The 25,498-nt window shown below is 39.9% G+C and carries 20 protein-coding genes; 6 read left to right on the top strand and 14 right to left on the bottom strand.

What is annotated here, in order from left to right:
• Positions 1-64 precede the first annotated feature (64 nt).
• Entirely contained in the window at positions 65-3,280 is a 3,216-nt protein-coding gene (locus M2408_RS02805; protein WP_259179060.1) for a TonB-dependent receptor, read from the bottom strand.
• 524 nt (positions 3,281-3,804) lie between these two features.
• On the opposite strand from M2408_RS02805, the gene M2408_RS02800 reads away from it, so the two are divergent.
• The gene (locus M2408_RS02800; RefSeq protein WP_259179059.1) at positions 3,805-4,344 is read left to right on the top strand and encodes a GNAT family N-acetyltransferase; all 540 of its coding nucleotides are present in this window, start codon (positions 3,805-3,807) and stop codon (positions 4,342-4,344) included.
• A 40-nt stretch (positions 4,345-4,384) separates the two neighbouring features.
• Here the strand turns inward: M2408_RS02800 and M2408_RS02795 are convergent, their stop codons facing one another.
• The 6 genes from M2408_RS02795 to M2408_RS02770 all read right to left on the bottom strand — a co-directional run bounded on the left by M2408_RS02795 (position 4,385) and on the right by M2408_RS02770 (position 11,502).
• Positions 4,385-5,332 carry a polysaccharide deacetylase family protein gene (locus tag M2408_RS02795; RefSeq protein ID WP_223585287.1) on the bottom strand — a complete coding sequence of 316 codons (948 nt, stop codon included), beginning with the start codon at positions 5,330-5,332 and terminating at the stop codon, positions 4,385-4,387.
• 196 nt (positions 5,333-5,528) lie between these two features.
• Positions 5,529-6,278 carry a succinate dehydrogenase/fumarate reductase iron-sulfur subunit gene (locus M2408_RS02790; RefSeq protein WP_259179058.1) on the bottom strand — a complete coding sequence of 250 codons (750 nt, stop codon included), beginning with the start codon at positions 6,276-6,278 and terminating at the stop codon, positions 5,529-5,531.
• 11 nt (positions 6,279-6,289) lie between these two features.
• Complete coding sequence (locus M2408_RS02785) at positions 6,290-8,206, bottom strand: fumarate reductase/succinate dehydrogenase flavoprotein subunit (protein WP_259179055.1); 1,917 nt, start codon at positions 8,204-8,206, stop codon at positions 6,290-6,292.
• 10 nt (positions 8,207-8,216) lie between these two features.
• Complete coding sequence (locus tag M2408_RS02780; protein ID WP_259179054.1) at positions 8,217-8,873, bottom strand: succinate dehydrogenase cytochrome b subunit; 657 nt, start codon at positions 8,871-8,873, stop codon at positions 8,217-8,219.
• An 11-nt stretch (positions 8,874-8,884) separates the two neighbouring features.
• Positions 8,885-10,315, bottom strand: a complete 1,431-nt coding sequence (locus M2408_RS02775; protein WP_077433988.1) for an anion permease — start codon at positions 10,313-10,315, stop codon at positions 8,885-8,887.
• 20 nt (positions 10,316-10,335) lie between these two features.
• Positions 10,336-11,502, bottom strand: coding sequence for an OprO/OprP family phosphate-selective porin (locus M2408_RS02770; protein ID WP_259179053.1), 1,167 nt, complete (start codon positions 11,500-11,502; stop codon positions 10,336-10,338).
• 319 nt (positions 11,503-11,821) lie between these two features.
• Here M2408_RS02770 and M2408_RS02765 point away from each other — a divergent pair, with 319 nt between their 5' ends.
• From M2408_RS02765 to M2408_RS02745, 5 genes are all read left to right on the top strand, one after another.
• Positions 11,822-13,210: a family 10 glycosylhydrolase gene (locus tag M2408_RS02765; protein WP_259179052.1), complete on the top strand. Its 1,389-nt coding sequence runs from the start codon at positions 11,822-11,824 to the stop codon at positions 13,208-13,210.
• A gap of 47 nt (positions 13,211-13,257) precedes the next feature.
• Positions 13,258-14,289 (top strand): glutaminase A, encoded by a 1,032-nt coding sequence (gene glsA, locus M2408_RS02760; RefSeq protein ID WP_259179050.1) that lies wholly within the window; start codon positions 13,258-13,260, stop codon positions 14,287-14,289.
• 122 nt (positions 14,290-14,411) lie between these two features.
• Positions 14,412-14,777, top strand: a complete 366-nt coding sequence (locus M2408_RS02755) for a VOC family protein (RefSeq protein WP_077433996.1) — start codon at positions 14,412-14,414, stop codon at positions 14,775-14,777.
• A gap of 128 nt (positions 14,778-14,905) precedes the next feature.
• Complete coding sequence (locus tag M2408_RS02750; RefSeq protein ID WP_120257833.1) at positions 14,906-15,346, top strand: carboxymuconolactone decarboxylase family protein; 441 nt, start codon at positions 14,906-14,908, stop codon at positions 15,344-15,346.
• 213 nt (positions 15,347-15,559) lie between these two features.
• Positions 15,560-16,072, top strand: a complete 513-nt coding sequence (locus M2408_RS02745; protein ID WP_120257834.1) for an SRPBCC family protein — start codon at positions 15,560-15,562, stop codon at positions 16,070-16,072.
• Positions 16,073-16,149: 77 nt separating this feature from the next.
• Here the strand turns inward: M2408_RS02745 and M2408_RS02740 are convergent, their stop codons facing one another.
• The 7 genes from M2408_RS02740 to M2408_RS02710 all read right to left on the bottom strand — a co-directional run bounded on the left by M2408_RS02740 (position 16,150) and on the right by M2408_RS02710 (position 25,478).
• Entirely contained in the window at positions 16,150-16,836 is a 687-nt protein-coding gene (locus tag M2408_RS02740; RefSeq protein WP_259179039.1) for a Bax inhibitor-1 family protein, read from the bottom strand.
• A gap of 151 nt (positions 16,837-16,987) precedes the next feature.
• On the bottom strand, positions 16,988-18,427 hold the full coding sequence (locus M2408_RS02735; protein WP_259179037.1) for a TolC family protein: 1,440 nt from the start codon (positions 18,425-18,427) through the stop codon (positions 16,988-16,990).
• Entirely contained in the window at positions 18,420-21,584 is a 3,165-nt protein-coding gene (locus M2408_RS02730; protein ID WP_259179035.1) for an efflux RND transporter permease subunit, read from the bottom strand. The genes M2408_RS02735 and M2408_RS02730 overlap by 8 nt, the downstream gene beginning before the upstream one ends.
• 22 nt (positions 21,585-21,606) lie before the next feature.
• A complete protein-coding gene (locus M2408_RS02725; RefSeq protein ID WP_259179033.1) occupies positions 21,607-22,689 on the bottom strand; it encodes an efflux RND transporter periplasmic adaptor subunit in 1,083 nt (360 codons plus the stop codon).
• A 174-nt stretch (positions 22,690-22,863) separates the two neighbouring features.
• Positions 22,864-23,265: a hypothetical protein gene (locus M2408_RS02720; RefSeq protein ID WP_259179031.1), complete on the bottom strand. Its 402-nt coding sequence runs from the start codon at positions 23,263-23,265 to the stop codon at positions 22,864-22,866.
• 84 nt (positions 23,266-23,349) lie between these two features.
• Positions 23,350-24,564 carry a DUF763 domain-containing protein gene (locus M2408_RS02715; RefSeq protein WP_259179029.1) on the bottom strand — a complete coding sequence of 405 codons (1,215 nt, stop codon included), beginning with the start codon at positions 24,562-24,564 and terminating at the stop codon, positions 23,350-23,352.
• A 263-nt stretch (positions 24,565-24,827) separates the two neighbouring features.
• Positions 24,828-25,478: a hypothetical protein gene (locus tag M2408_RS02710; protein WP_259179027.1), complete on the bottom strand. Its 651-nt coding sequence runs from the start codon at positions 25,476-25,478 to the stop codon at positions 24,828-24,830.
• Positions 25,479-25,498 lie beyond the last annotated feature (20 nt).

The following is a 25,498-nucleotide window of genomic DNA, read 5'->3' as shown; positions in this document are numbered from 1 at the left end:
CGAAACCTATTGGTCCATGAGTACGGACGACAAACCTTTCTTTATTTTCATAATTTTATAACACTTAAAACGATAACAACACCCCTGCATTGAGTAGTCTAGCCTGCGGATAATATTGTCCCAGCGCGTTTACTGCCTCTGGATCATACATTTTTAGCTTACTCCAAGTGACTAAATTCATACCATTCGCATACACACGCAAGGAGCCAATACCAATTTTATCGCAGATTGTTGATGGAAGATTGTAACCCAATTCTACATTTTTTAGGCGTAGGTAATCGGTGCTCCGCATCCAATATGTATTATTGTACGAGTAATATTGGTTACTCCGATCCGTTAGTCGAGGGTATTCACTGCTTGGGTTAGTTATGCTCCACCGTTTATCGTAGAATTCTTCCAGAAAATTACCGATAGAACCCGATTCATCTGTACCAACACGGATTTCTCCTCCTGTTGCTCCTTGGAACAAAACAGACAAATCAAAATCCTTATAGCTCAAACTGAAATTAAATCCTCCCTGAAATGTTGGGTCGCTATTTTTATCTCTTCTTACTTTATCATCCGGTGTGATTTTCCCGTCGCCATTATGGTCTTTATATTTCATATCACCCGGACGTAAAGTTTTGGTAATGGCACTATAATCAAGTTTATTGGCCGCGATATCATCCATATCTCGAAATACTCCGTCATATACATAATAGATATCAGTTTTGATAGGCTTACCTGTACTTTGTTGCCAAGCAGGAGCACCTGGGGCCTCATCCCAGAAAATAATTTTGTTCTTCGCATAGCCTCCATTGACTCCGACTGTATATCCAAGTTCGCCGACTTTACCCTTATAACCGAGATTAAATTCCCAGCCTTTATTATCCACCTTACCAATATTTTCAGCAGGTAGAGTCATACCGGTACTTTGTGGAACAGAAGCATTTTTTCGCCATAGAATGGAATTCCGGCGGTTTTTGAAGATATCAAATTCAAAATTTAACTTACCCTGCAAAAATTGGAAATCAAAGCCCAAATTATAATTATTGGCAACCTCCCAGGTAACCATTTCATTTGGTACACGGCTCTCAAACAATGTTTTGGCTAGCTTGTCATCCACAACATAAGTTCCAAATGAATAGGTAGAAAAGTATTGATATTCTTGCAGTTTATCTTCCCAATAAATATTGTCATTACCCATTTGCCCATAAGAGGCACGTATTTTAAAATAGTTGATGACTGGGATATTTTCCTTCCAGAAATTCTCTTCAGATACGACCCAACCAGCCATTGCACCAGGGAAAAATCCAAAACGCTCACTTTCAGGGAACATATAGGAGCCATCATAGCGCCAGAGAAACTCCGCAATATATTTACTTTTGTAGTTGTAACCAAAACGGCCAAAATAATTTAACCGTGCTCTTTTCCAAGCTGTTCCGTCATTATTTTTCTCTTGTTCTCCACCTGCAAATAGGTAATCTATACTATTTGAGAGGAAGTAACGCCTATAGGCACTAAACTTGTCGTTATCTGTCGTCTCTCTGTTCACCCCAGCAATAGCGTTTACTTGATGGTCTCCAAATTTTCGGTCAAAACTTAAAATCCCCCCTAATAGAATATTGAGCTGATCTTCATTACTTTGATTTAGGTTTGGATCCGCTGGGCCACGTCGGCCAGCTTGCAATAAAGGTGTCTTACCATCCGCTTCGTAAGCACCCGGCCAGGAATACAATGTCCAAGGAGTACCCCACGTTTTCTGGTTTTTTACGTACTTATCAACAGAAGCATTTAAGGTTAGTTTAAGCCCTTCAACCCATGGATTTGTGATATCCACTTGTCCATTTGTTTGGAAGTAATATCGCTTATCCCGATCATATCCGGTGGCATTCGTTGTAATAACGACAGGATTTTCGCCATTCTCAATATCAGGCCCCGGTTTTCCATTTGGCCAGATCGCTGGTTGCGTAGGGTTTCCGCGCATCAACATGCGAAAAATAGTTCCTGCACTTTTTGTCGGGAAGTTACGGTTTTCCTGTCTCCCCAAGACCCCAAACTGCGTTTTGATATATTGACTTATATTTGCGTCAAGGTTAATACGTAAATCATATTGTTTGTAACCGGTTGCAGAATTTTTGTAATAAGCATCTTGATTTTGGTAACCCAATGACAATAGATATTTAACATCTTCTGTCCCTCCATTAATCTGGAGGTTATGACGTTGTTGGGGAGACCAATCTTTTAATGTAGATTTATACCAGTCTGTATTCGGGTGGCCCCAAGGGTCTGAACCATCTTTAAATTTCTGAATATCGTCAGGTTTAAAAGGTGCCCCCAACACTGTTCCATCCTTTTTGGTATAAGATCCTGTACCATTTATAGCGGTTAATGCTGCTGACCATTCATCCACAGGTAAGTTATAGATTTCAAGCTCATTACGAATTTCCACAAACTGTGTAGCGTCTGTCAATTTGGGAATTACCGTTGGTTGAGAATACCCTTGATTGAAGGTATAAGAAAACTGTGGCTTACCCGTTTTTCCCCGACGTGTGGTCACAAGGATAACGCCATTCGCTGCCCTTGCACCATAAATTGCTGCTGAAGCATCTTTTAGAACAGAAATGTTTTCAATATCGCGGGGGTTAAGCCGCTCGATTCCCCCTTCACGGGCCGGTACACCGTCAATAACCACTAATGGGCTACTATTTCCCAAGGTATTTGTACCACGAATCTTGATCGTGGATCCATCATTTCCGGGCTCCGCACTACCATTTGTAGCAATAACCCCAGGAATTCTTCCCGTCATTGCATTGGAAATGTTCAATGCCGGTGATTGGGCAAGATCACTCCCCTTAACTGTAGCTACTGCACCGGTTACTGTTTCCTTCCGCTGTTTACCGTAACCAACCACAATGACTTCATCCAGACTGGATTGAGAATTTAGCAGTGTTACATCTATGGCACGTCGTCCATTGATCACTTCATCCATTGTCTGTTTACCAACCATGCGAAAATTGATTTTACTATTGGGCGGAACTTTGTCCAATTTGTAGCGGCCCTCATTGTCCGTTTTTGTCACCAAATTAGTTCTATTAACCGAAACGGTTACTCCAGAAATTGGCATTCCTGTTTCATCTCGCACGATACCAGTGACACTTAATTCTTGTTGAAAGAGATTTCCGTAAGACACAAGGCTTACGGCATCTACAGTTTGGGGGCTCAGTGCTACGATAGAACACAGTGATCCAGTCCAAAACGCTCTCTTCCATTGATTTGAGAAATAATGGCAATTAATCATAAAAACTGTTTAATGGTTTAAATTGTATGTTTATTAGTTATTTATTTGCTTCCACAAGATGCTCGGTTTAGGATCTTATCAAAGGCGGTTTATAATTGAATTTCGAATAGATGAAAATACAAAAATAAATAAACAATGCAAGTGTTATTTTAACACTATTTAAACATAAACACACAAATAACTCATTTACAGACTATTAAAAGAAAATACACAGATCATCACAGCTTGATAATACCGGGTAAAATTTAGCTTGTTGAAACTGTATAATAACCAATTTATAATTATATATACCCCTATTTGGTGGTTTCAACAAAATATCGTCCAAATACATATACATCTGATCTTTTACTTAAAATAGAACAGTTATATTTTGAAAAAACCACATGACAAGTTTTAATTATAATCGCTATAGAATTATATTGAAATACGTATTTTTACAAAAATCATTGTTATCTGTTAATTGCAGATAGCAATAGGAATAATAATGTAGAAATATATCTTTCGAAAAAAAATCTACCTCAATCATGAAGATACACATTAGACAAGAAAGCCCAAGTGATTATCAGGCCGTTTTTGAACTCGTTCAGAAAGCATTTGAGCAGGAAGAATATAGTGATCATCAGGAACAGTTTCTCGTTGAAAAACTACGTCAATCGACTGGATTCATACCCAAACTTGCGCTAGTTGCAGAGATCGATGGTAAACCAGTTGGCTATATTTTAATGACAAGGATTAAAATTGTTAATGAAGAAAATCAAGAGAGCTATTCTTCCCTCGCTTTAGCCCCAATTGCAGTATTACCTGAATTTCAGGGAAAAGGCATCGGAGGTAAACTAATTGCAGAAGCCCATCAAATCGCAAAGCAACTTGATTTCGGATCTATTATCCTACTAGGGCATGCAGATTATTACCCAAGATTTGGCTATGAACAAACGGTCAAATATGGGATTAAAATGCCATTTGAGGTTCCCGATGAAAATTGCATGATTATCGAACTCCACCAGAGAGCATTAGTGGGAGTTAAAGGAGTGGTTGTCTATCCAAAAGAGTTTGGAATAACATAAAAAAGGATTGGCTGTAGATGACAGCCAATCCTTTTTTTATTTAATATTTAATGGGATAATCTTGCATAAGCTCGAATTGGTATCCATCGCTTTTAAGTGCATCGATTAATGAAGATAACTGTTGTTGCCCTTTTTTAGTCTGAAACATGTCATCATGCATTAAAAAAACCACATTATTCGGGACCATCGAACTTTTATTGTTCATAAAGTTGCGTATATGGGATAATGTCGCTTCTTGGCTCACTATCGCATTACCTGTAATACTATTCAAACGCCATTCCACATCCCAACCAAAAATACGATAACCATTTTTGTGAAGCATATCAGCTGTTGTAGAGCCATTTTTTAAATCTATCTTCCGGATATCATCATACATCCAGATATTTCTACCCGGAAGTCTAACAATTTTATGCTGAAGATTAAGATCCTTTTCATTCTTTTCAAAATCTGCAAAAGCTTTTTCCGGATTATTATAGAATCGTGAATATTGGTTATTCGCATGCGTGTAGCTATGATTATAGCAAGCAATTAAAGGATTACTTTCATATTTCTGAAGATCCCGCTTTCTCCCCTTGCTCATGTTGGCATGCTTACCGATTAAGAACACACTTACCTTTATATTTTTCTCTTTTGCCAACGAATCTATCGCCGCACTCCCGATCAAAGGTCCATCATCAAATGTCAAATAAATATGCTTTGGATGCGCATCAAAAGCTCTTCGCAACGAATCCTTGAGGTTACGTTTTTGTTGCTTTACAGGGATAGGATGCAAGCTATCAACTGTAAAATGTAGCTGATTTTTTTGAAGAGAATCCCATTTATTCAAAAGAACAGGTACTTTTTCCTTTTGGGTTAACTTTTCGTTTAAAGTATCCCTACTGCCCTCTTTGCCACTACCCAATACTTTGTTGGAGAAATCTTTGCACGACACATTACCTAAGATCACACCACATGTAAACAATGCAACCAATAACCTTCTACACTTCATATCTATCCTAATAACTTAAGTGATTTTTTTTACATGTCAAAAATACTACAAAAACCTGCTTAAAAAGTATAATATTTTATAAATCCCTATTTTCCGGGATAATCAGCTACAAAAACAACAAAAATATTTGTCTAAACAGTTTAATATCATTAATTATCGTCTAATACATGGCTGTAAAATTTTGAAACAGTATAAGCTATTTCTTCTTAAAGATTAAGGCTCTATTATATTCAAAGTTCATCCTGGCGATATTTAGGACAGATATACCTTGGGGACATTCAACCTCGCATGCTTCGGTATTTGAACAGTGTCCAAAAGATTCCGCATCCATTTGCTTGACCATACTGAGCACACGGTGATTTCTTTCCTCCTTTCCCTGTGGCAGTAAAGCCATATGCGTAATCTTTGCTGAAGTAAATAGCGCTGCACTCCCATTTTTACAGGTGGCAACACATGCACCGCATCCGATACAAGCAGCTGAATCAAACGCTTCTTCAGCGAGTTCATGTGAAATGGGAATAACTGTGGCATCCGGTGCCTGACCAGTATTGATAGATACAAAGCCTCCCAGGGAAATAATTCGGTCAAAAGCGGACCTATCCACTTTAAGATCTTTTTTCACCGGAAATGCTGATGAACGGAAGGGTTCTATCACAATAGTATCATGATCGTTGAACGAACGTAGATGCAACTGACACGTGGTCGTATGTTTCAACGGACCATGCGCAATACCATTAATCATTACGCCGCATTGGCCACAGATCCCTTCCCTACAATCATGGTCAAATTCAACAGGATCCTCTCCGTTCACAATGAGCTTTTCATTTAAGGTATCCAACATTTCAAGAAAAGACATATGCGGATTAAGCCCCTGTAAATCATAAGCTACCAGTTTTCCTGCTGTTTGATTATCTTTTTGTCGCCAGATTTTAAGATGTAGATTCATAATTGTTCATTTTATTTGTAGCTTCTTACAGTAGGTTGTATTTCTTCAAAAGTCAATGGTTCTTTGATCAATTCTGGTTCCTCCCCTTCTCCTTTCCAGGCCCAGGCAGAGATAAATTGAAACTCAGCATCATTTCTCAGCGCTTCTCCATCTGCTGTTTGGTATTCCTCCCTAAAATGTGCACCACAAGATTCTTCACGGGTCAACGCATCATAGCACATCAATTCACCGATTTCAAAATAGTCTGCAACACGTCCAGCTTTCTCTAATTCCGTATTTAATGAATTTAGCTGCCCACTAACCATAACATTACTATAAAATTCCTGCTTAAGCTTCTTGATTTCCGCTATTGCATATTTAAGTCCCTGCTCATTTCTAGCTAGACCGCAATAATCATACAGCAGCTTCCCAAGTGTTTTGTGAAAATAATCGACGGTTTTATTACCCTTAATCTGTAATAATTCATCAATTTGCTTTCTAACCGCTAACTCAGCCTTTTCAAACTCCACATGATCGGTAGAAATCTTTCCGGTGTGAATTTCATTCGATAAATAATTGGCGATGGTATAAGGCGCAATAAAATAACCGTCCACTGAAGCTTGAAGTAACGAATTTGCCCCTAAGCGATTGGCGCCATGATCGGCAAAATTAGCTTCACCAAGTGCAAATAGCCCAGGCAAAGTTGTCATCAGCTCGTAATCAACCCAAAGTCCGCCCATCGAAAAATGGGCCGAAGGTGATATCATCATCGGTTGAGAATACGCATCATAGCCCGTTATTTTATGGTACATATCAAAGAGATTACCATATTTCTCTTCAATTTTTTGCTTCCCCTGTTCCTTGATTGCTTTCGCAAAGTCAAGGTAGACCGCATTTTTTAAAGGACCTATGCCAAAACCAGCATCAATCCGCTCCTTGGCCGCTCTAGAGGATATATCCCGCGGTGCAAGATTCCCGAATGCGGGGTACCGACGTTCAAGATAATAATCTCGATCTTCTTCTGGGATGTCATTGGCTGCTCTGTTTTCATCCTGTTTTAATGGAACCCAAATGCGACCATCATTACGTAAGGATTCTGACATCAACGTCAGCTTGGATTGATAATCGCCTGATTGCGGTAAAGAGGTCGGATGAACCTGAATCCAACTTGGGGATGCCATCAATGCCCCTTTCTTATGTGCTCGCCAAATTGCCGATCCGTTACAACCCATTGCTAAGGTAGATAGATAATAGATTTTGCCATAGCCACCCGTTGCAAGTATAACAGCGTGTGCTGCATGTCGTTCAATTTCACCAGTATCCAAATTGCGAACAATAATACCACGCACTTTCCCATCGATGACAACAACATCCAACATCTCATGGCGGGAAAAGAGTTGAACAGTTTTTTTACCAACCTGCCGCATCAGGGCCTGATAAGCCCCCAATAGCAGCTGCTGTCCGGTCTGTCCCCTTGCGTAGAATGTTCGGCTCACCTGAACCCCACCAAAGGAACGATTGTTCAGATATCCCCCATATTCACGTCCAAATGGAACACCTTGCGCCACCGCTTGATCTATCAAATTCAACGAACATTCAGCCATTCGATAGACGTTAGCTTCACGCGCACGAAAATCACCCCCTTTTAAAGTATCCACAAACATACGATAGACACTATCGCCATCATTCTTATAATTTTTAGCAGCATTTACTCCCCCCTGTGCTGCCACAGAATGGGCTCTTCGGGGACTGTCCTGAAAACAGAATGATTTGACCTGATAGCCCATTTCGCCAAGAGATGCCGCTATTGAACTTCCCGCCAGGCCCGTCCCCACAACAATGACATCTAATTTTTTGCGATTGGCGGGGTTGACAAGCTTTGCAGTTTTTTTATAGCGTGTCCACTTTTGCTCCAAAGGTCCCGCTGGTATTTTTGAGTTTAAAGTCATGTCTTCGCCTTTAGTTAACAGTAAAAAATATATAAATTGGCATTAACGCAAACCCTATGCTGATGACAATGGAATAGGTTGTACCTATTACCTTAAACCAATGGACAAATTTTGGATGATACAGTCCGAGGGTTCTCGCCGCACTATGAATCCCATGGATAAGATGATAACATAAGGCTACCATGGACAAAACATAAATAAGCACATACCACCATTGTTGAAACACTGCAATAACCAATACATAGAGATCCTTATTTCCTTTTGCATCCAGTGGTGGAGCTCCAAACTTATATACGTACCAAAAATTCTGAAAGTGGATGACCAAAAATATCAGAATAAGCGTGCCAAGAATTCCCATATTTCGGGAATACCATTTGCTCGCACGTCCACGCTGGTCTGACTGATAATCCCCACCTGTTTTTTTATTCTTAATAGTGATGACCAATCCATCAATAGCATGCAGTACAATACTCAGGTAAAGGACATAAGAAACAATTTTAATCAGGATATTTCCGGAGAGAAAGTGTGAATAGGCATTAAACTGTAAATGTGCCTGCTCCTGAGGTAAAAATAGCTGCAAATTTCCCAGAAAATGGATAAGCAGAAAGAAAGCGAGAAATAACCCCGTTAAGCACATAAGTATTTTCTTTGATAAGGTCGATAGCATAAGCCTTTTATTTAATAATAACCAATAACTTTCATCCATAAGCCTCCTACACCCATATAGATAATCAGTAGCACGATCCCGATTTCCAGACCCCGCAACCACCAGGACTTAAGATCAACATAACCGCTACCAAAGAATACGGGTGCTGGACCATGACCATAATGTGTTAACACGCCATATATGGAGCCCAGAAACCCAAGCATCATGGCCAACAACATGGGCGGGATGCCTAATGATACACCCACTCCCAATAATGCAGCATACATTGCGGCAACGTGAGCTGTAGCGCTCGCAAAGATGTAATGGCTAAAGAAATACACCAAAACAATTACAGGGAATGCAATCTGCCAACTCAGCCCGCCAATCTGTACCTTGATCAAATCACTAAACCAACCTATAAATCCAAGTTCATTCAGCGAACTGGCCATCATGACTAAAACGGCAAACCAAACAATGGTATCCCAAGCCCCCTTCTCTGCTTTTACATCCTCCCAGGTTAGCACCGAAGTCAGCAAAAGCAAAGTCAATCCAATAAATGCAGTTGTAGTTGCATCAATCGACAGCGAACCTCCAAAAATCCAAAGCGCCAGAAGTATAAAAAATGCCAATAACATCAACCACTCATTTCTGGATATAGGTCCCATCTCTTTTAATTTTTCTGCCGCCATTTTGGGTGCATCACCCGTCTTTTTTAGTTCAGGTGGATACAGTTTATAAAGTACAAGCGGAACGACAAAAAAGGCAACGATGCCCGGAATAAACCCTGCAACGGCCCAAGACATCCACGTAATATCAATCCCTAGATTAGCAGCAAACTTTTGACACATCGGGTTACTCGCTGTTCCGGTTAAAAACATGGAGGAAGCAATCAAATTCATGTAGTAGCTATTCAGTGTCAGATAGGATCCCAGCTTTCGATGCGTCTCTGGTTTGTCTGGAACAGAATCAAAACTGATGGCCATAGATTTCATAATCGGGTAAATGATACCACCGCCTCTGGCCGTATTACTAGGTATCGCGGGTGCCAGACACACGTCAGCCAAACCTAAACCATAAGCCAGTCCAAGTGAACTTTTTCCAAAAACTCGAATAAAAAGAAATGCAATACGATTGCCTAAGCCCGTTTTGATAAACCCGCGTGCGATAAAAAACGATATCCCTATAAGCCAAATGACCTTATCCCCAAAGCCAGTCAACGCTTTCGTAATAGATTTACCCGCATCTCCAGGCGCTAAAACCTGTGTCAGCGCCGTAAATCCAATCGCCATCATACACATGGTACCCATTGGCGCCGCCTTCAGAATAATCCCGAGTATGGTCGCAGCAAATATGGCAAACAAATGCCAAGCTTCAGGACTTACGCCCTTAGGAACTGGAATAAACCACAAAATGAGCGCAACAATAAAGGTGATGGCAACATTTTTGATACTAATTTCCTTCATAATAATTGAGGTTTAAAAGATTAGAATCTACTTTGTACTTGTACGATAAATAAGTTTTTATTGTATTCATTGGTATTCTGAGTCTGCTTCATATAGCGATCGAGTTGAAGACCAAGCTGTATCCGAGCACCATAATTTTTCAAAAACTCCAGACCAAACATTGGCGTAAAAGTTTGCCTTGCATTTGCATTTAACTTATAATTTGGGTCGATATATTCATAACGACAGGAAAGCTCAAATGCACTGAGATTATAATAGTTGACTTCATACCTTAAATTTGGCAGGAAATAAATACCTCGAACGAGATAGTCACTTAATTTTGAAGTACGCGAACTCTCATCCAACGCATAATATAAGTTATGATTGATAGCCTGTTTTGCTTCCAGTTGCATATCCAAGTTCCAACGTTTCCCGAAATCTATGTTTCCACTCAGATCAACTCCGAGTGCATGTACTTTCTTTTTCATGACCTCCCCTACACCGCCATTCAGCCCAAGATTGACCCCATATTTTTTTGAAATTCCAAATACCAAGCGCGTTGAATATTGCTTTCCATTGTCATTGTCGACGACTTGGTTTTTACCATTTCCATTCACAACGGAAAAAGAATAACTAAATGGCATATCTCCTAAATTAACCTCCCCTGTTGCTGCCATTCCAATCTGAAAACTCGCCCAGCCCAATTTGCCAAATTCAAGATATTGATTTGACCAATCCAAGGATTTTATAATATCTATTGGGTAAGTTTCCTCAATCCCAAACCAAGGTCGAAACTGACCAACTGTAATGGCCAGCTTAGGGCTAAACGTATATTTTAAATACGCATTTTCAAGTACCTTTGTTTTTGGGTCACTTTTAAAATCAGCTAGATTGGCAAGGACAGCGACTTCGGTTCGTTTACTGATCTGTGCACGCATCTGCACCCGCATATACTTCACCATAAAATTATTGTCCGTTCCAGAACCATCACTATGGTGAAGCCCGTTCACGTCAACATCTTTAGTTGTGCTAACAAGGTACCGTGCCTGAAAAAGCCCCTTTATCTGCAGTTTGGGATAGGTGATCTCTTCTTTGGTTTGCTGTACAGAATCTCTTTTTACCGGCTCAACTGGACCCGGTTCTTGTCCTTTTACAGTCGTGTATAGCAATAAGTATAAGACAGAAATTGGAATGTAAAGTTTCCTCATATCTAAAAAACAATTATCTATTCGCCAGTAGCCCAGCGTACTTTTCAATGTCAATAATGAATATTATAATTTATTCTTTCTCTAGTAACATCTAAACGGGTGAATAGTTTTAATTTTTTAATAAATTTTGTAACTAAAAGAAAGTTCCCTCCAAAGAGAGGTCAAATTGATTAAATTCCGTGTTTTTGTGTATTTTCACGGTTGGATATATCCAGATTTCAATTTTTGAATTAGTAAAAATTTCAAGATTGAAACAAATACTAAATATCCAAAGAACATATTGTAGATAAATAGATAAATTTTAGAATCAATAAATCATATGAAAGAACAATTAATCAGAAAATGCTGTATTTGCCTTGTACTAATTATGTATGGGTTTTTCGTCCCTGTTTCAAAAGCAGCGGAGCGGGAAAAGCCGGCAATGTTTTGGACTTGGCTGGATTATAATCCAACTACAAATTTTGATTCCATCTGTCGTGAGATGAATTACCTGGGTATTGACGGGGTCATGCTAAATGCAGCTAGTCCGGATGAATATAGAGTCGCCATTCCTATTGCAAAGAAATATGGAATACAGGTGATCGCCTGGCTATGGACGATGAACCTGGAGCATGATCGGGATAAGATCTTAAAAGAACATCCAGACTGGTTTAGTGTCAATAGAAATGGAAAAAGTCTGGCTGATACCACTGCGTATGTTGGCTACTACAAATTCTTATCACCCGTTGTACCAGGAGCGAAAGAGTATATTAAACAAAAAATCCAGTCTTATTGCGAAGTTGAAGGTCTCGATGGCATATCAATAGACTACAACCGCTATGTAGATGTTGTATTACCAACCACTTTGTGGCCAAAGTATAATATCGTTCAAGATCGCGAATACCCAGCATGGGATTATGGATATCACCCCATTGCCATAGAAAAATTCAAAAAACAATATGGTTATGATCCCAGGGCACAAAAAGATCCTTCAAAAGATCTAAAATGGAGACAGTTCCGTTGTGACCAGATCACTGACATCGCTAATATGATTGCTGAAGTTGTCCACAGCCATGGAAAGACTATGGCAGCTTCGCCTTTTCCTACACCAAAAATGGCTTCGAGAATGGTTCGTCAAGATTGGGGTAAATGGAAACTGGACGTTGTATTTCCTATGGTATACAGCAACTTTTACACTGAGGACCCAAGCTTTATAAAAGATTGTACGCTAGAAAATGTCAGAGATAAAGCTGCGAATACCACTTTGTACTGTGGATTGATGGCTAAAAACAATGATGAAATGTTTGTCGATATGGATGAGGCTTTAAATAATGGTGCTCAGGGAATCTCTATTTTCACCATACACAGTCTCCAAGATCCAAAGATTAAAGAGCGCTTCAGAGCCTATACGACAGCCGCTAAATCCAAAAAAGAAAAAAATAATGGAACCTTACCTCGTATTTCAACCGATAAGGTAGAAAACGATCCTTTTAAGAAAGCTGGGATCATGAAATTGATCACCCAAAAAATTCAAGACATGGTAAAAGCGGAAAATCCGGCAGCAAACCCTGTGGTATTATCTAATTATAAGCAAGTTGATGCATACGATGTCACAAAAAAATATCTTGTAAAGGATAAGGTCAGTAACAAAAACTTCTATGTGACCTTCTTTTTCTATGGTGACATACTTTCGGGCTGGAATGTTGATCCTGCACCCTCGAACAGCTAAAGTTCGATACTTTCCTATCTTTGGACTTTCATAAATAGATTGAAGACATGAATAGAACTTTTGGTTTGATAACAGCTTTACTTGTCCTAAGCTATACAGGGCGAATAGATGTGTGCCAGGCGCAGCAGACGACAAGTACCGCAACGGTAAAGGATGCAAAAAAGATAGATCAAGCAACATTAAATAGCATTCTTGAAAAGAATAGTCAGCACTTTAAACTGGGAAAAGTAGCAGATTACATTCCAGAACTGGGCAAAGCAAATGCACAATCCATTGCACTATCTGTTGTAAATAACGATGGTACTCTGGTAAGTGCCGGAGATATACATCAAAAATTTACGATCCAAAGCATATCAAAAATAATTGCGTTGATGATTGCGGTACAGGAGAATGGTGAAAAAGCAGTTTTTGAGAAAATGGGATATTTTGGAACCGACAAACCTTTCAATCACTTTGGCAATTTAGAAACAATGGGTAAACCGCTTAATCCCATGATGAATGCAGGTGCTATATTGACCACAGCCCTTATTAAAGGGAATGCTGAAGAACCCTTTGCTAAAATCCTTAAGATGATACGTTTCATTACAAACAATGAACAGATAGATTATAGCCATGCGGTATATAACTCAGAAAGAGAAACTGGTCATAGGAATCGCGGTATGTTCTACATTATGCGAAATAATGGCTTAATTGATGGTGAAGGGGAAGAAAAGCTCAATAATTACTTTAAACAATGTTCCATCGAAATCACAGTGGAAGATCTTGCCAAAATAGGCTATTTTTTTGCCAATCACTGTGTCCGTTATGATGGAAACAAACAATTTCAAGATCCTAATCTGTCACAGCTTATTCAGTCACAAATGCTGATTGCCGGCATGTACGAATTCAGTGGTGAATATGCCCGTACGGTTGGGCTACCGAGTAAATCCGGTGTGGGCGGAGGAATCGCTGTCAGTGTCCCCCGTTATATGGGAATAGGCGCTTTCAGTCCGGCTTTAGACCAACACGGCAACTCACTTGCAGGTTATCATATGATCCTAGATCTGGTGAATGCCAAACATCTGAGCCTATTTGATTAACAGATCAAATAGCTTAAATTAAATCGTTGGCAAAACCAAATCCCTGTTTTGCTTGTTAATTCCTAAGTCTGCATAGCTATATGCAGGCCTAGGAATAAATTAAAATACCAAAAAATAAACCAATGGTGAGAACAGAAACAATAATCGCTGTAGAAAGTGTTTCTAAAAGCTCAACCTTTTACCAAGATTTGCTAGGTTGTACCAGCGAACATGGTGGCGAGACTTTTGAAATTCTAACAGTTGAAAACAATGTAATTTTATGCCTTCACAAATGGGGTGAACACGCACATCCGACCATGCTCCAACCCAAAAATGCTGGAAATGGTCTAATCCTATTCTTTCGGGTAGATAATCTCCAGGAAGTGTTTGAAAATGCGACCAAACTCGATGCCATGTTCGAAAAAGAAATTCACTACAATGAAAATTCATTAAGAAATCAGTTTATCCTCCGGGATCCTGACAATTATTACCTGATTATTTCAGAATAAGAAGTTCGTCCGTAACTATATACGTTGGTTAGATTTAACAGATGTTAATTTGACATGTGCTTTCTTAAACCAGTTTAAGTTTATTATTCAATCTTTCCTGCAACTTTGTAGTATCAAAATATAAAACAATGACAGCACGATTAAATATTGCAAAAGTAGATGCAACAGCTTATAAAGCGATGATGGGTTTAGAAACCTACCTCGCTAATATCTTTCTTACCCCTATCCAGAAAGAGCTTATTAAAATAAGAGCATCCCAAATTAATGGATGTGCTTTTTGCCTTGACATGCACACCAAAGATGCATTAAAGTATGGTGAAACTCCTCAGCGTATATTCTTGCTGAACGCCTGGCGTGAGACCGAATTATTTACTGCCGAAGAACAGGTTTTATTAGAGATGACTGAGGAGATTACCCTAATTCATCAACAGGGCCTGACGGAGGAAACTTATCAAAAAGCGAAGAAACTATTTGACGAAAAACAACTTGCACAGATCATTATCGCTATTATCACAATCAATTCATGGAATAGAATTGGTATAAGCACACATTTGGAGTTATTAAAGTAGGTAAACCACGGACATACCCGCTAGGATGCGAATTCAATCGCTCCCGACAGGATGTAAATGAATCTATAAAAATGGGGTCAGTCCAACGCGAACGGCCCCGTTTTCGTTTAAAATAATTAGTCGATAAAATCTTAAATCTACCATCCCACAAATCACATTAATCAGCTATCTTTAATCCGAAAAAAGTTTATTAAACCAATTAAACGCAGAAAAATGAAAATCGTTAAAAAAATTTTAATTGTTTTGGTTATTCTCATTGCCATTCCCTTAATTGTGGCGCTTTTTGTTCCTAAAGATTTTGATGCAAAAAGTGAGATTACCATTGACAAACCTAAACAGGAGGTCTTCAACTATGTGAAAATGCTTCGAAATCAAGATCACTTTGGGGTATGGCAACTTTCCGATCCACAAATGAAGAAATCCGAACAGGGCACCGATGGTCAGGTTGGATTTAAATACAGCTGGGATGGCGAGAAAGTTGGAAAAGGTTCACAAACCATTACGCGCATCGTAGATGGAGAAACGATCGAAACATCGCTTGACTTTGGATTCGGCGAACCGTCAAAAGGATATTTTACGCTGAAGGAAATATCACCGAACCAGACAGCGGTAACCTGGGGCATTACCGGTAAATCACCTTACCCCTGGAATCTAATGAGCCTATTTATGAATATGGATAAGGATTTTGATCAGGGGCTCAAAAACTTAAAAGATGTCTTGAAATAGCTTCATACATCATAAAAAAAGGTATTTAAAGCATAATCAAATGATCTTTAAATACCTTCTCTTAAAAACGAATTGAATTAACGACGACTCATCAGAATACGTAAAATATACCAAAACAACAACATGATAGAGGAAAATAGCTGTAATGCAGCCCCTACATATTGTTCATTGCCGTAATTATATTTCAGACTTTGCGTTTGGTACAAAATGCTTCCTGAAGCAATCAACACCATGATGATAGAAAACCAAAGTCCCAATTGAAATCCAAATAATGCGCCCGCGACAATGGCACCCAATGCTAGGAAGCCACCAATAACAAGGATGTTTTTCAGAAAAGAGAAATCCTTATTTGACATAAAAGCAACTGCTGTAAGTGCTGTAAACAAAGCCAGCGTCATTATACTTGCCTGGTAAAGCAAGCCCGCACCATCAGTCATCGAAGCGGCAATAAAAATCATTGGCAGGAAAATAATAGCTTCCAATACAATGTAAAATGCCAGTCCAAGATACTGGGTCTGACGGCTCTGCGCTAATGTCCATCGAGAAGACAATGAAGCTCCCAACCAGAAACATCCGAGAAGAAACAACCAAATAAACTTCCCACTGACCATCCATACAATAAAATCATATGGAACTAATTTTATCAATAGGGTTTCTAAAACGATAAATGCTAAAATAGAAAGGGCAACATGAAGATAAGTTTTTTTGTAAAAAACGCCCCTTTCAGCCTCATCGTTAACAAGTAAATACTCTTGTGATTCCATAAAACAGTTAAATAAGATGTATCAATATACATTAAAAATAAGCATTAATTCGATTTTCACAAGAATTAATTTAAGCAGAGCCTATCGAATTACATCGCATTGATACAAAAAAAGAGGACCCCGCCTAGCAGGGTCCATTCAAACAAACAACTTATTTCCAGCCTCCTCCCAAATCTTTATAGATATTAACAACCGCATTAAGCTGTTGCTTCTTAGTTTCTATCAATTCAAGTTTTGAATCCAACACATCGCGCTGTGTCATCAGCACTTCCATATAATCAGCACGTGCCGACTTAAACAGATCGTCTGATACCGTCACAGAATTATTGAGCACTTCAACTTCCTTCGTTTTGAAATCATAACTCTTGCCAAGGTTTTCGATATTAGACAGTTGGGTAGACACTTCCAAATAGGCATTTAAAATTGCCTTCTCATAATTATAGACTGCCTGTATCTGCTTCGAATTTGCGGTATTGAATTCCGCTTTCAATCCATTTTTGTTTAACAGCGGAGCTGCCAATTCTCCTATTATGTTGTACAACATCGATTCGGGCATTTTAAACAAATAGGATGGCTTAAAAGCTTGCAGGCCCAGCGCAGCCGATATTTCCAAGGAAGGATAGAATTCCTTCCGCGCAATCTGTACATCCAATTTTGCAGCAGCAAGCTCATATTCAGCCTCACGGATATCAGGCCTATTGCTCAGGAGTTGACTCGGTATCCCTGTTTGTACTTTCGCAGGTACCATATCCACGAAGCTACTTTTATCGCGTTTGATTTCCTGAGGAAAACGTCCTAAAAGGAAATTAATTCGGTTTTCAGTTTCCTTAATCTGTTGGCGTGTCTCAAATTCCATACCTTTGGTTTTTAATACTTCTGCCTGGAATTTTTGAACAGCAAGTTCTGTCACACGCGCCGCCTGCTTCTGTAGTTTTATGACCTCCAATGCATTGTCCTGCAACTCGATATTCTGTTTGATAATCGTTAGCTGGTTATCCAAAGCCAACAATTCATAGTAAGATCGCGCAACCTCAGCGATAAGACTGCTCAGAACAAAGTTTTTACCTTCCACAGTAGCAAGATACCTGTTCAATGCCGCCTGTTCAGAATCTTTTAGTTTTTTCCAGACGTCGATTTCCCAGCTTGCATAGGCACCTATCTTTAGATCACCCAGTGGATCGGGCATTTCCTTCCCTGGTGCGATCTCCGTACTGGCATCCCCAGCTCCCTGGCTTGTATAGCGCCCGACCTTCTCCACACCGCCACCGGCACGTAAACCCACACTCGGTTTCAATGCACCTTTTCGCAGTAAAATATCATTCTTGGCAATAGCCAATTCTTGCAAGGTCACATTCAGCTCCTGGTTATTTTTTAATGCCGTATCAATTAAAGCAACTAAATTAGGATCACTAAAAAAATCACGCCACTTCATATTGGCCGAATTCGTTGTGTCCTGTGCAAGTGCTTCAGCAAATTGCTGTGGCACTTGCTTGTTTTCCTGAATCTGAGTCGCTTTAGGAACCTTACAGCCTGTCATAGCTGCGGACAGCAAAACCCCTACTACCCAATATTTATTTGTTTGACTAGCCATTGTTATCGATTTCTTCAGTTAATGGATTTTCATCTTCATGTTTGATAAGCTTACGTTTGGAAGCGATTGTTCCAAAAATAAAGTAGAGACCCGGTATGACAAGGATACCAAAGACAGTTCCAAACAACATCCCTCCTGCCGCTGCAGTACCAATGGTCCGGTTGCCGATCGCTCCTGGCCCAGAAGCCATTACCAATGGAATCAGACCTGCAATAAACGCAAATGATGTCATTAAGATAGGTCTAAACCTCACCTTGGCTCCTTCCAAAGCGGCTTCGATGATACTAAGTCCCTGCGCATGTCGTTGTGTGGCAAACTCAACAATTAAAACCGCGTTCTTACCCAATAATCCAATGAGCATGACCAAGGCCACCTGTGCATAGATGTTGTTTTCCAGTCCTAGAACTTTGAGTAGGAAAAAAGCTCCAAAAATACCAATTGGCAATGATAACAGAACCGCAAATGGCATGATAAAGCTTTCGTATTGTGCTGAAAGAATAAGATAAACAAAGCCTAAACAGATCAAAAAGATATAGATCGCTTGATTACCACGTCCCACCTGATCTTTGGAGATACCAGCCCAATCAATACCATAGCCCTGTGGTAAGGTTTTCGCAGCGACAGCATTGATCACTTCAATAGCCTCACCGCTACTATATCCAGGAGCAGCAGAACCTGAAATTTCAGAAGCCATGTACATATTGTGACGCGTGATCTCGGAGAGTCCATATACCTTTTCCATATGCATAAAAGCCGAAAAAGGCACCATCTCATCCTTATCATTTTTTACATATAATTTCAAGATATCTTCAGGAAGAGCCCGATACTGGGGTAATGCCTGTACCATGACCTTATATTGCCGGTCATACTTAATGAAATTAGTTTCGTAATTACTCCCCACCAACGTAGAAAGCGTATTTAGGGCATTGTCAATAGTCACCCCTTTTAATTGAGCCATATCATTGTCGATATGGAGCATGTACTGCGGAAAACTAGCACTATAAAATGTAAAAACTGAGGACAGCTCCGGTTGTTTATTCAATTCACGGACAAAATCCCTACTTACGGTCTCCATTTTCTTATAGTCACCGGAGCCTGCTTTATCCAAAAGCCGCAACTCAAATCCCCCTGCGGCACCATATCCCGGTACTGCTGGTGGCTGGAAAAACTCGATGGAAGCTCCAGGGATATTCTTCGCAGCATTTTCTAGCTGTTCGATAATTTCCTGCGAGGATTCATTACGCTCTTCCCAACTTTTTAAATTGATCAGACAGGTTCCGGTATTCGCACCGGTTCCCTCAGTCAATATTTCGTAACCGGCCAATGAAGAAACGGATTGTACACCATCGATGTCCTCCGCCTCCTTCTGCAAAGTTTGAGCGGCCAGATTTGTCCGTTCTAAGGTCGATCCCGGTGGAGTTTGGATAATGGCATAAATCATCCCCTGATCCTCGTTTGGAATAAAGCCTGCTGGCACGGAATTATTTAAAAAGTAAGCGCCAATACAGAATCCGATCAATACCACAAAAGTAAAGAGACGCTTGTCAACGATACCTTTCAGTAAGAAAACATATTTGTTGGACATCTTATCAAACAATCTATTGAACGCATCCAAAAATTTGTCCACGATGGATTTCTTACGAGGTTTTCCATGATTGTTCTTCAGCATAATCGCACACAACGCTGGTGTCAACGTCAATGCAACTACACCGGAAAGGATAATAGATGTCGCCATTGTGATGGAGAACTGACGGTAAAAAATACCGACAGGCCCTGACATAAACGCAACAGGAATAAATACGGCCGCCATCAGAAATGTAATAGCAATAATAGCACCGCTGATTTCATGCATCGCTTTCTTCGTTGCCTTATAGGCTGAAATATGCAGTTCCTCCATCTTGGCGTGTACGGCTTCGATGACGACAATGGCATCATCCACAACGACACCAATTGCCAATACCAAGGCAAATAGTGTGATCAGGTTGATTGTGATGCCAAAAAACTGCATAAAAAGGAACGATCCCACTAAGGAAACCGGTACGGCAATGGTTGGAATCAAGGTAGACCGCCAGTCCCCAAGGAATAAAAAGACAACAATCGCCACCAGTATAAAGGCTTCAATTAAGGTATGGATAACTTTTTCCATGGAAGCATCCAAAAATTTAGAAACATCATAACTGATTTCGTAATCCAGTCCTTTCGGAAAAGAAGACTTTAGTTCCTTCATTTTATTTTTAACATCCTGAATTACCTGAGAAGCATTGCTACCATAGGATTGTTTCAGGACAATAGCGGCAGAGGGCTTCCCATTCAATGTAGAATAAATATCATACATGGCGGATCCAAATTTAATATCGGCAACATCGCGCAAGCGCAACATTTCACCGTTTGCATTTGTTCGTAATACGATATTACCATAGCCTTCTGTTGTTGTGAAACGCCCCGGATATTTCAGGACATATTCAAAAGACTGTGAAGTAATCCCGGAAGACTCGCCGGCCTTGCCTGGAGATGCTTCCAAACTTTGCTCTGACAGAGCTTTCATCACCTCCTCAGCGGATATTTTATAGGCGGTCATGCGATCAGGTTTTAACCAGATCCGCATCGCCAATTCCCGTGTTCCAAGAATATTCGCAACCCCAACACCGTCTACACGTCTCAATTCTGAAACGATATTCATATCGGCGTAGTTATACATAAAGTTTCCATCAAGGTCTTTATCCTTGCTATATAGGTTGATATACATCAACATATTGGATTCTTCCCTTGTAATTTTCACCCCCTCGCGTACAACGATAGGTGGAAGCTTATTAACAACAGAAGCCACGCGGTTCTGCACGTTCAATGAAGCTTGATTTGGATCTGTACCTAGATTGAATACCACCTGTATGCTGGCTTCACCATCGTTACCGGCATCTGAAGCCATATATTTCATTCCTGGAACCCCATTTATGGCGCGCTCAAGTGGAATGATAACAGATTTTATCATGAGTTCCCCATTCGCACCCGGGTATTCTGCTGTAATGTTTACTTTAGGTGGCGATATGGATGGAAATTGAGTTACTGGAAGTTGTACCATCGAAAGAACCCCCAGAAACACAATGATCAGCGATATAACAATCGAAAGTACAGGTCTATTTATAAAACGACTAAACATAGTAATTTAAGAGTATGGAGATTTATTCTGTTTTTAACTTCAAATTAGAAATGGCATCTTTAGGCTGAACGAAGCTGTAGTTGATCTTTTCATCTTCTTTCACTTTCTGTATACCTTCCAATAGGAATTTATCATCTTTTTGAAGTCCACTGCTGACCACATAAAGATCAGGAAGGGAATTGCTAATTGTGATATAACGCGCTTTTAACTTGCCGGCTTTATCCACGACATAAACATATTTCCGGTCCTGTAACTCGTAGGTTGCCTTTTGTGGAATAATCAATGCCTGCTTCAATGGAAAATTCATAACGACTTTACCACTTTCACCATGTTTCAATAATCGATTGGGATTTGGAAATCTCGCCCTAAAGGCAATGTTACCAGTTTCGCTGTCAAATTCACTCTCTATGGTTTCAACCACACCATGTTCTGGAAGCAATTCGTTATTGGCAAGCAATAATCCAACATGGGTATCTCCGCGTTTACTCACGTTTGTCTGATAATTCAGGTACTCTGGTTCCGACACATTGAAGTATACCAGCATTTGGCTATTGTCGGAGAGGCTTGTCAATAACTCGCCCTCATCCACCAAACTTCCTAATTTTAGCGGGATACGGTCAATTGTACCATCAAATGGTGCTCTTATTTCTGTAAAAGAAAGGTGCAGTTTGGCAATTGCGGAAGCCGCCTTGGCCTGCTCCAGTTTTGCTTTCGCCATCGCAAGTTCGTTGGGGGATACGACATTTTTATCGGCTAAGCTCTTGGTGTTCTGCACTTCAATCTCGGCGACATTCACTTCCGCCATAGATTTTCTAAACTCTGCTTCATACATTTTGGGCATAATGCGAAACAGAAGCTGTCCTTTGTGCACAAATTGTCCCTCGTCGACAAAAATCTGCTCCAGGTATCCTTTCTCCTGTGCACGTAATTCGATATTACGAAAAGATTTAATCTGAGAAACAAAATCCTTACGGATTGTTGTATCCACCTGTACGGGAGAAGTAACATTGAATTTTTCCTTTTCTTCTTTCTCTTCCTTTTTGGAAGTACACCCAATTTGGCATAATACCATAGCCAAATTAACGAGCATAAATACTCTTTTCATTTGTAAGCGTCTAATTAAAAATAAGTTTGATTGTTTGTTGATATGGTAGTTGAAACAACCTAAGCCTTAGATTATTGTAATACAAAAAACACACAGAATCATTAGTCTATCAATGAAAGTCTGAATTATTCGGAATACAACGAAAATAAAGTTGGGCTATTTCAGAGATTGCTATTAAATTCTCCAGTTTTGTTGAAGAATATACCTTTGGGGGTACAAATAAGCGACAAAATTGCAAAAAGGAATCTTTTTTGCAAAACGAAATACAAAGATAAAAAGTACAACCGCACAGAACAATAAAGCGACAAAATTGGAAGCTGCTTCGAGATCTTTGGTCAATTGAAAATTCTCACTGTTAAACTCTTCAATCACGGGGTTCTCATCATGTACGTTTCCCGCTATTAAAGGATCGATGTGGGCACTTAGAGAATTAATCCTGTCCTTCAGGTTGGCATCATTGTGCTGGTACATAAAACTGACCGTAGGGCGATCAGATTCGTTAAGCACAGCATGGCTATTACCGCTCCTAATCAATAGGAACCCTATAAAACATAGAATTGTAATAACCACTTTCATTTGAGGGCAAATATACCAGCGTATAAATAATTTCAATAAGGTTTAACACAATTTAACAAAATGATTACAATCCATCAATAATGTTTAGAAAAGTGACAACTGTTGCCCTATGTCACCATCCTTTGGAGCTTTTGCCTGACCAAATACGGTTCGACCATTGTACTTCCAAGAGTCTCTACGTTCTTCTGCTATTACCTGTTGAATATCAAACTGGGGTGTGAAATTATGCTCAGCGTCCAATATGATCTGATGGAGTTTATGTATGGATTTTAATTTATCGCTATTCCCCAGTTTTGACCTTTCGATACCCTTTTGTAAGATTTGAATACTTTGGTCGTAAATATCCAAAGGGACAGGAAAAGGATGGCCATCCTTTCCACCATGGGCAAAAGAAAAGCGCGCGGGATCTTTAAAGCGTGCTGAAGCACCATGGATCACCTCACTGACTAGAGCCAAGGATTGTAATGTACGCGGCCCCATCCCCTTTAACAGCAAAAGCTCCTCAAAATCCCGAGGCTGATTTTCGCGTGCCACATATAACATCGCTCCTAACCTTTTGAGATCAACATCTGCAGCACGTACATCGTGATGGGAAGGCATGACCAATTTTTTAAAGTCCAATAATGCACGGGAAGAATCTTCGTTAACGATAGCCATAATGCCTGTTCTGTTAGGGGCTGCACCAGAAGCTGTCAAGTTCAAAATAAGGCCCTGCGAACGACCTTCAATACCAGCATGAGGTTCGTCAATGAAAGAGCGAACTTTCTCCGAATGCCAATGATAGCGGCGGGCAGTTCCATCATGATTATGCATGCCCTGTTGTACCACAGCCCAATGACCGTCTTTGCTGACAATAAAATTGTGAAGGTATAACTGATAACCATCTTGTATCGCAGTATTATCCACCTTTGCCACTAACTTACTTGTTCGAACCAATTTATTCCCGTCCAAACCGGTTTTATCTGCCAAATAAAGTAGCTCCTGCGGTGTGTCTTTAGAAAATTTACCCTTGCCGCCACATATATAGAGGCCGAAGGCATCCGCACAGGGATTGATCGCGCGTTTTAAAGCGCCCATAACCGATGTTGTAATACCTGATGAATGCCAGTCCATGCCGAGTACGGCGCCAAAGCTTTGGAACCAAAAGGGATCTGCCAATCTCCGGAGCACCTCATCTTGCCCATAATCCATCAGGATGACCTCCACAATGGATTTGCCCAGTGAACTCATCCGTTCATACAGCCAAGCCGGTACCTTTCCATAGTGTAACGGCAAATCCGCCGTTCCTGAATGCCTCATAAATAAAACTAAATATATTAGCACAAATGTAACTCTTTTTATTTGCTAAACAAGATTTTCAGAGAATTGGGATTTATCACTTACAACACCAAGATCCTATACATGCCTAAGGAAATCAATAGCATGTAAAACCGGGAAATCAGACTAATAAAAGAACCAATACTAAAAAAGGCTGTATAATCGTGTGATTATACAGCCTTCTCGCTATTTCAATATATTGCCGGCCAAAGCCGATTACTTGCTATCTATCAATAGTTAAAGATTTACTTTCCAGTCAAAGCCGATATAAATCCAGCACGGAACGATGGATCTTTTTCGGAAAATTCAATCGAGTGTTTATAGGTATCTACATTAAAAAACAATTCCGCAGGTTCCGCCTTTTTATTCTCTAAAAATAGTTTGAAACTATAGGCTGTTTTCTTTGATAGATCAACATTCACCTTATTGGAGGAAAATACATTCGGCAGAACAACTTCTTTTGTAAAACCATCAGTAGTTGGCATTTGAAACAGTTCACCTAAAGCTTTAACTAAGTTGTCAGATTGTGTTCCTAGTGTAGTAATTTTAATTTTTCCTTTAGTAAAGCCCACATCATCACTTGGCTGACCATCGATAATACCTGCTGGGATAAAATCAACGACTTCAATTTTAGCACCTACTGTATCCTTATTGTAAATTGATTTCGTTGTATAAATGCGACTTGAATCGGTTTTAACTTCGTCGGTAATACGCAAAAAGAAATTCTTTTTTTCAGGTCCTGGAGTACCATTCGTCAGTTGTTCGATGCGCACCCGCTCAATGGTGTTCGCTGTCGCAGTATCACTTCCATCAGTTTTCTTCTGATTGGAATTTCCACAAGCAGCCACCATCATCGTAGCTGTTGCAAGAAGGGCTATAGATTGAATTTTGTACATGGTGAATTGTTTATTATCAG

It is taken from the genome of Sphingobacterium sp. BIGb0165, assembly GCF_024810095.1.
Lineage (GTDB): Bacteria > Bacteroidota > Bacteroidia > Sphingobacteriales > Sphingobacteriaceae > Sphingobacterium > Sphingobacterium detergens.
The sequence above is the reverse complement of the archived record's forward strand: the minus strand, read 5'-3'. Positions and strand labels throughout refer to the sequence as shown.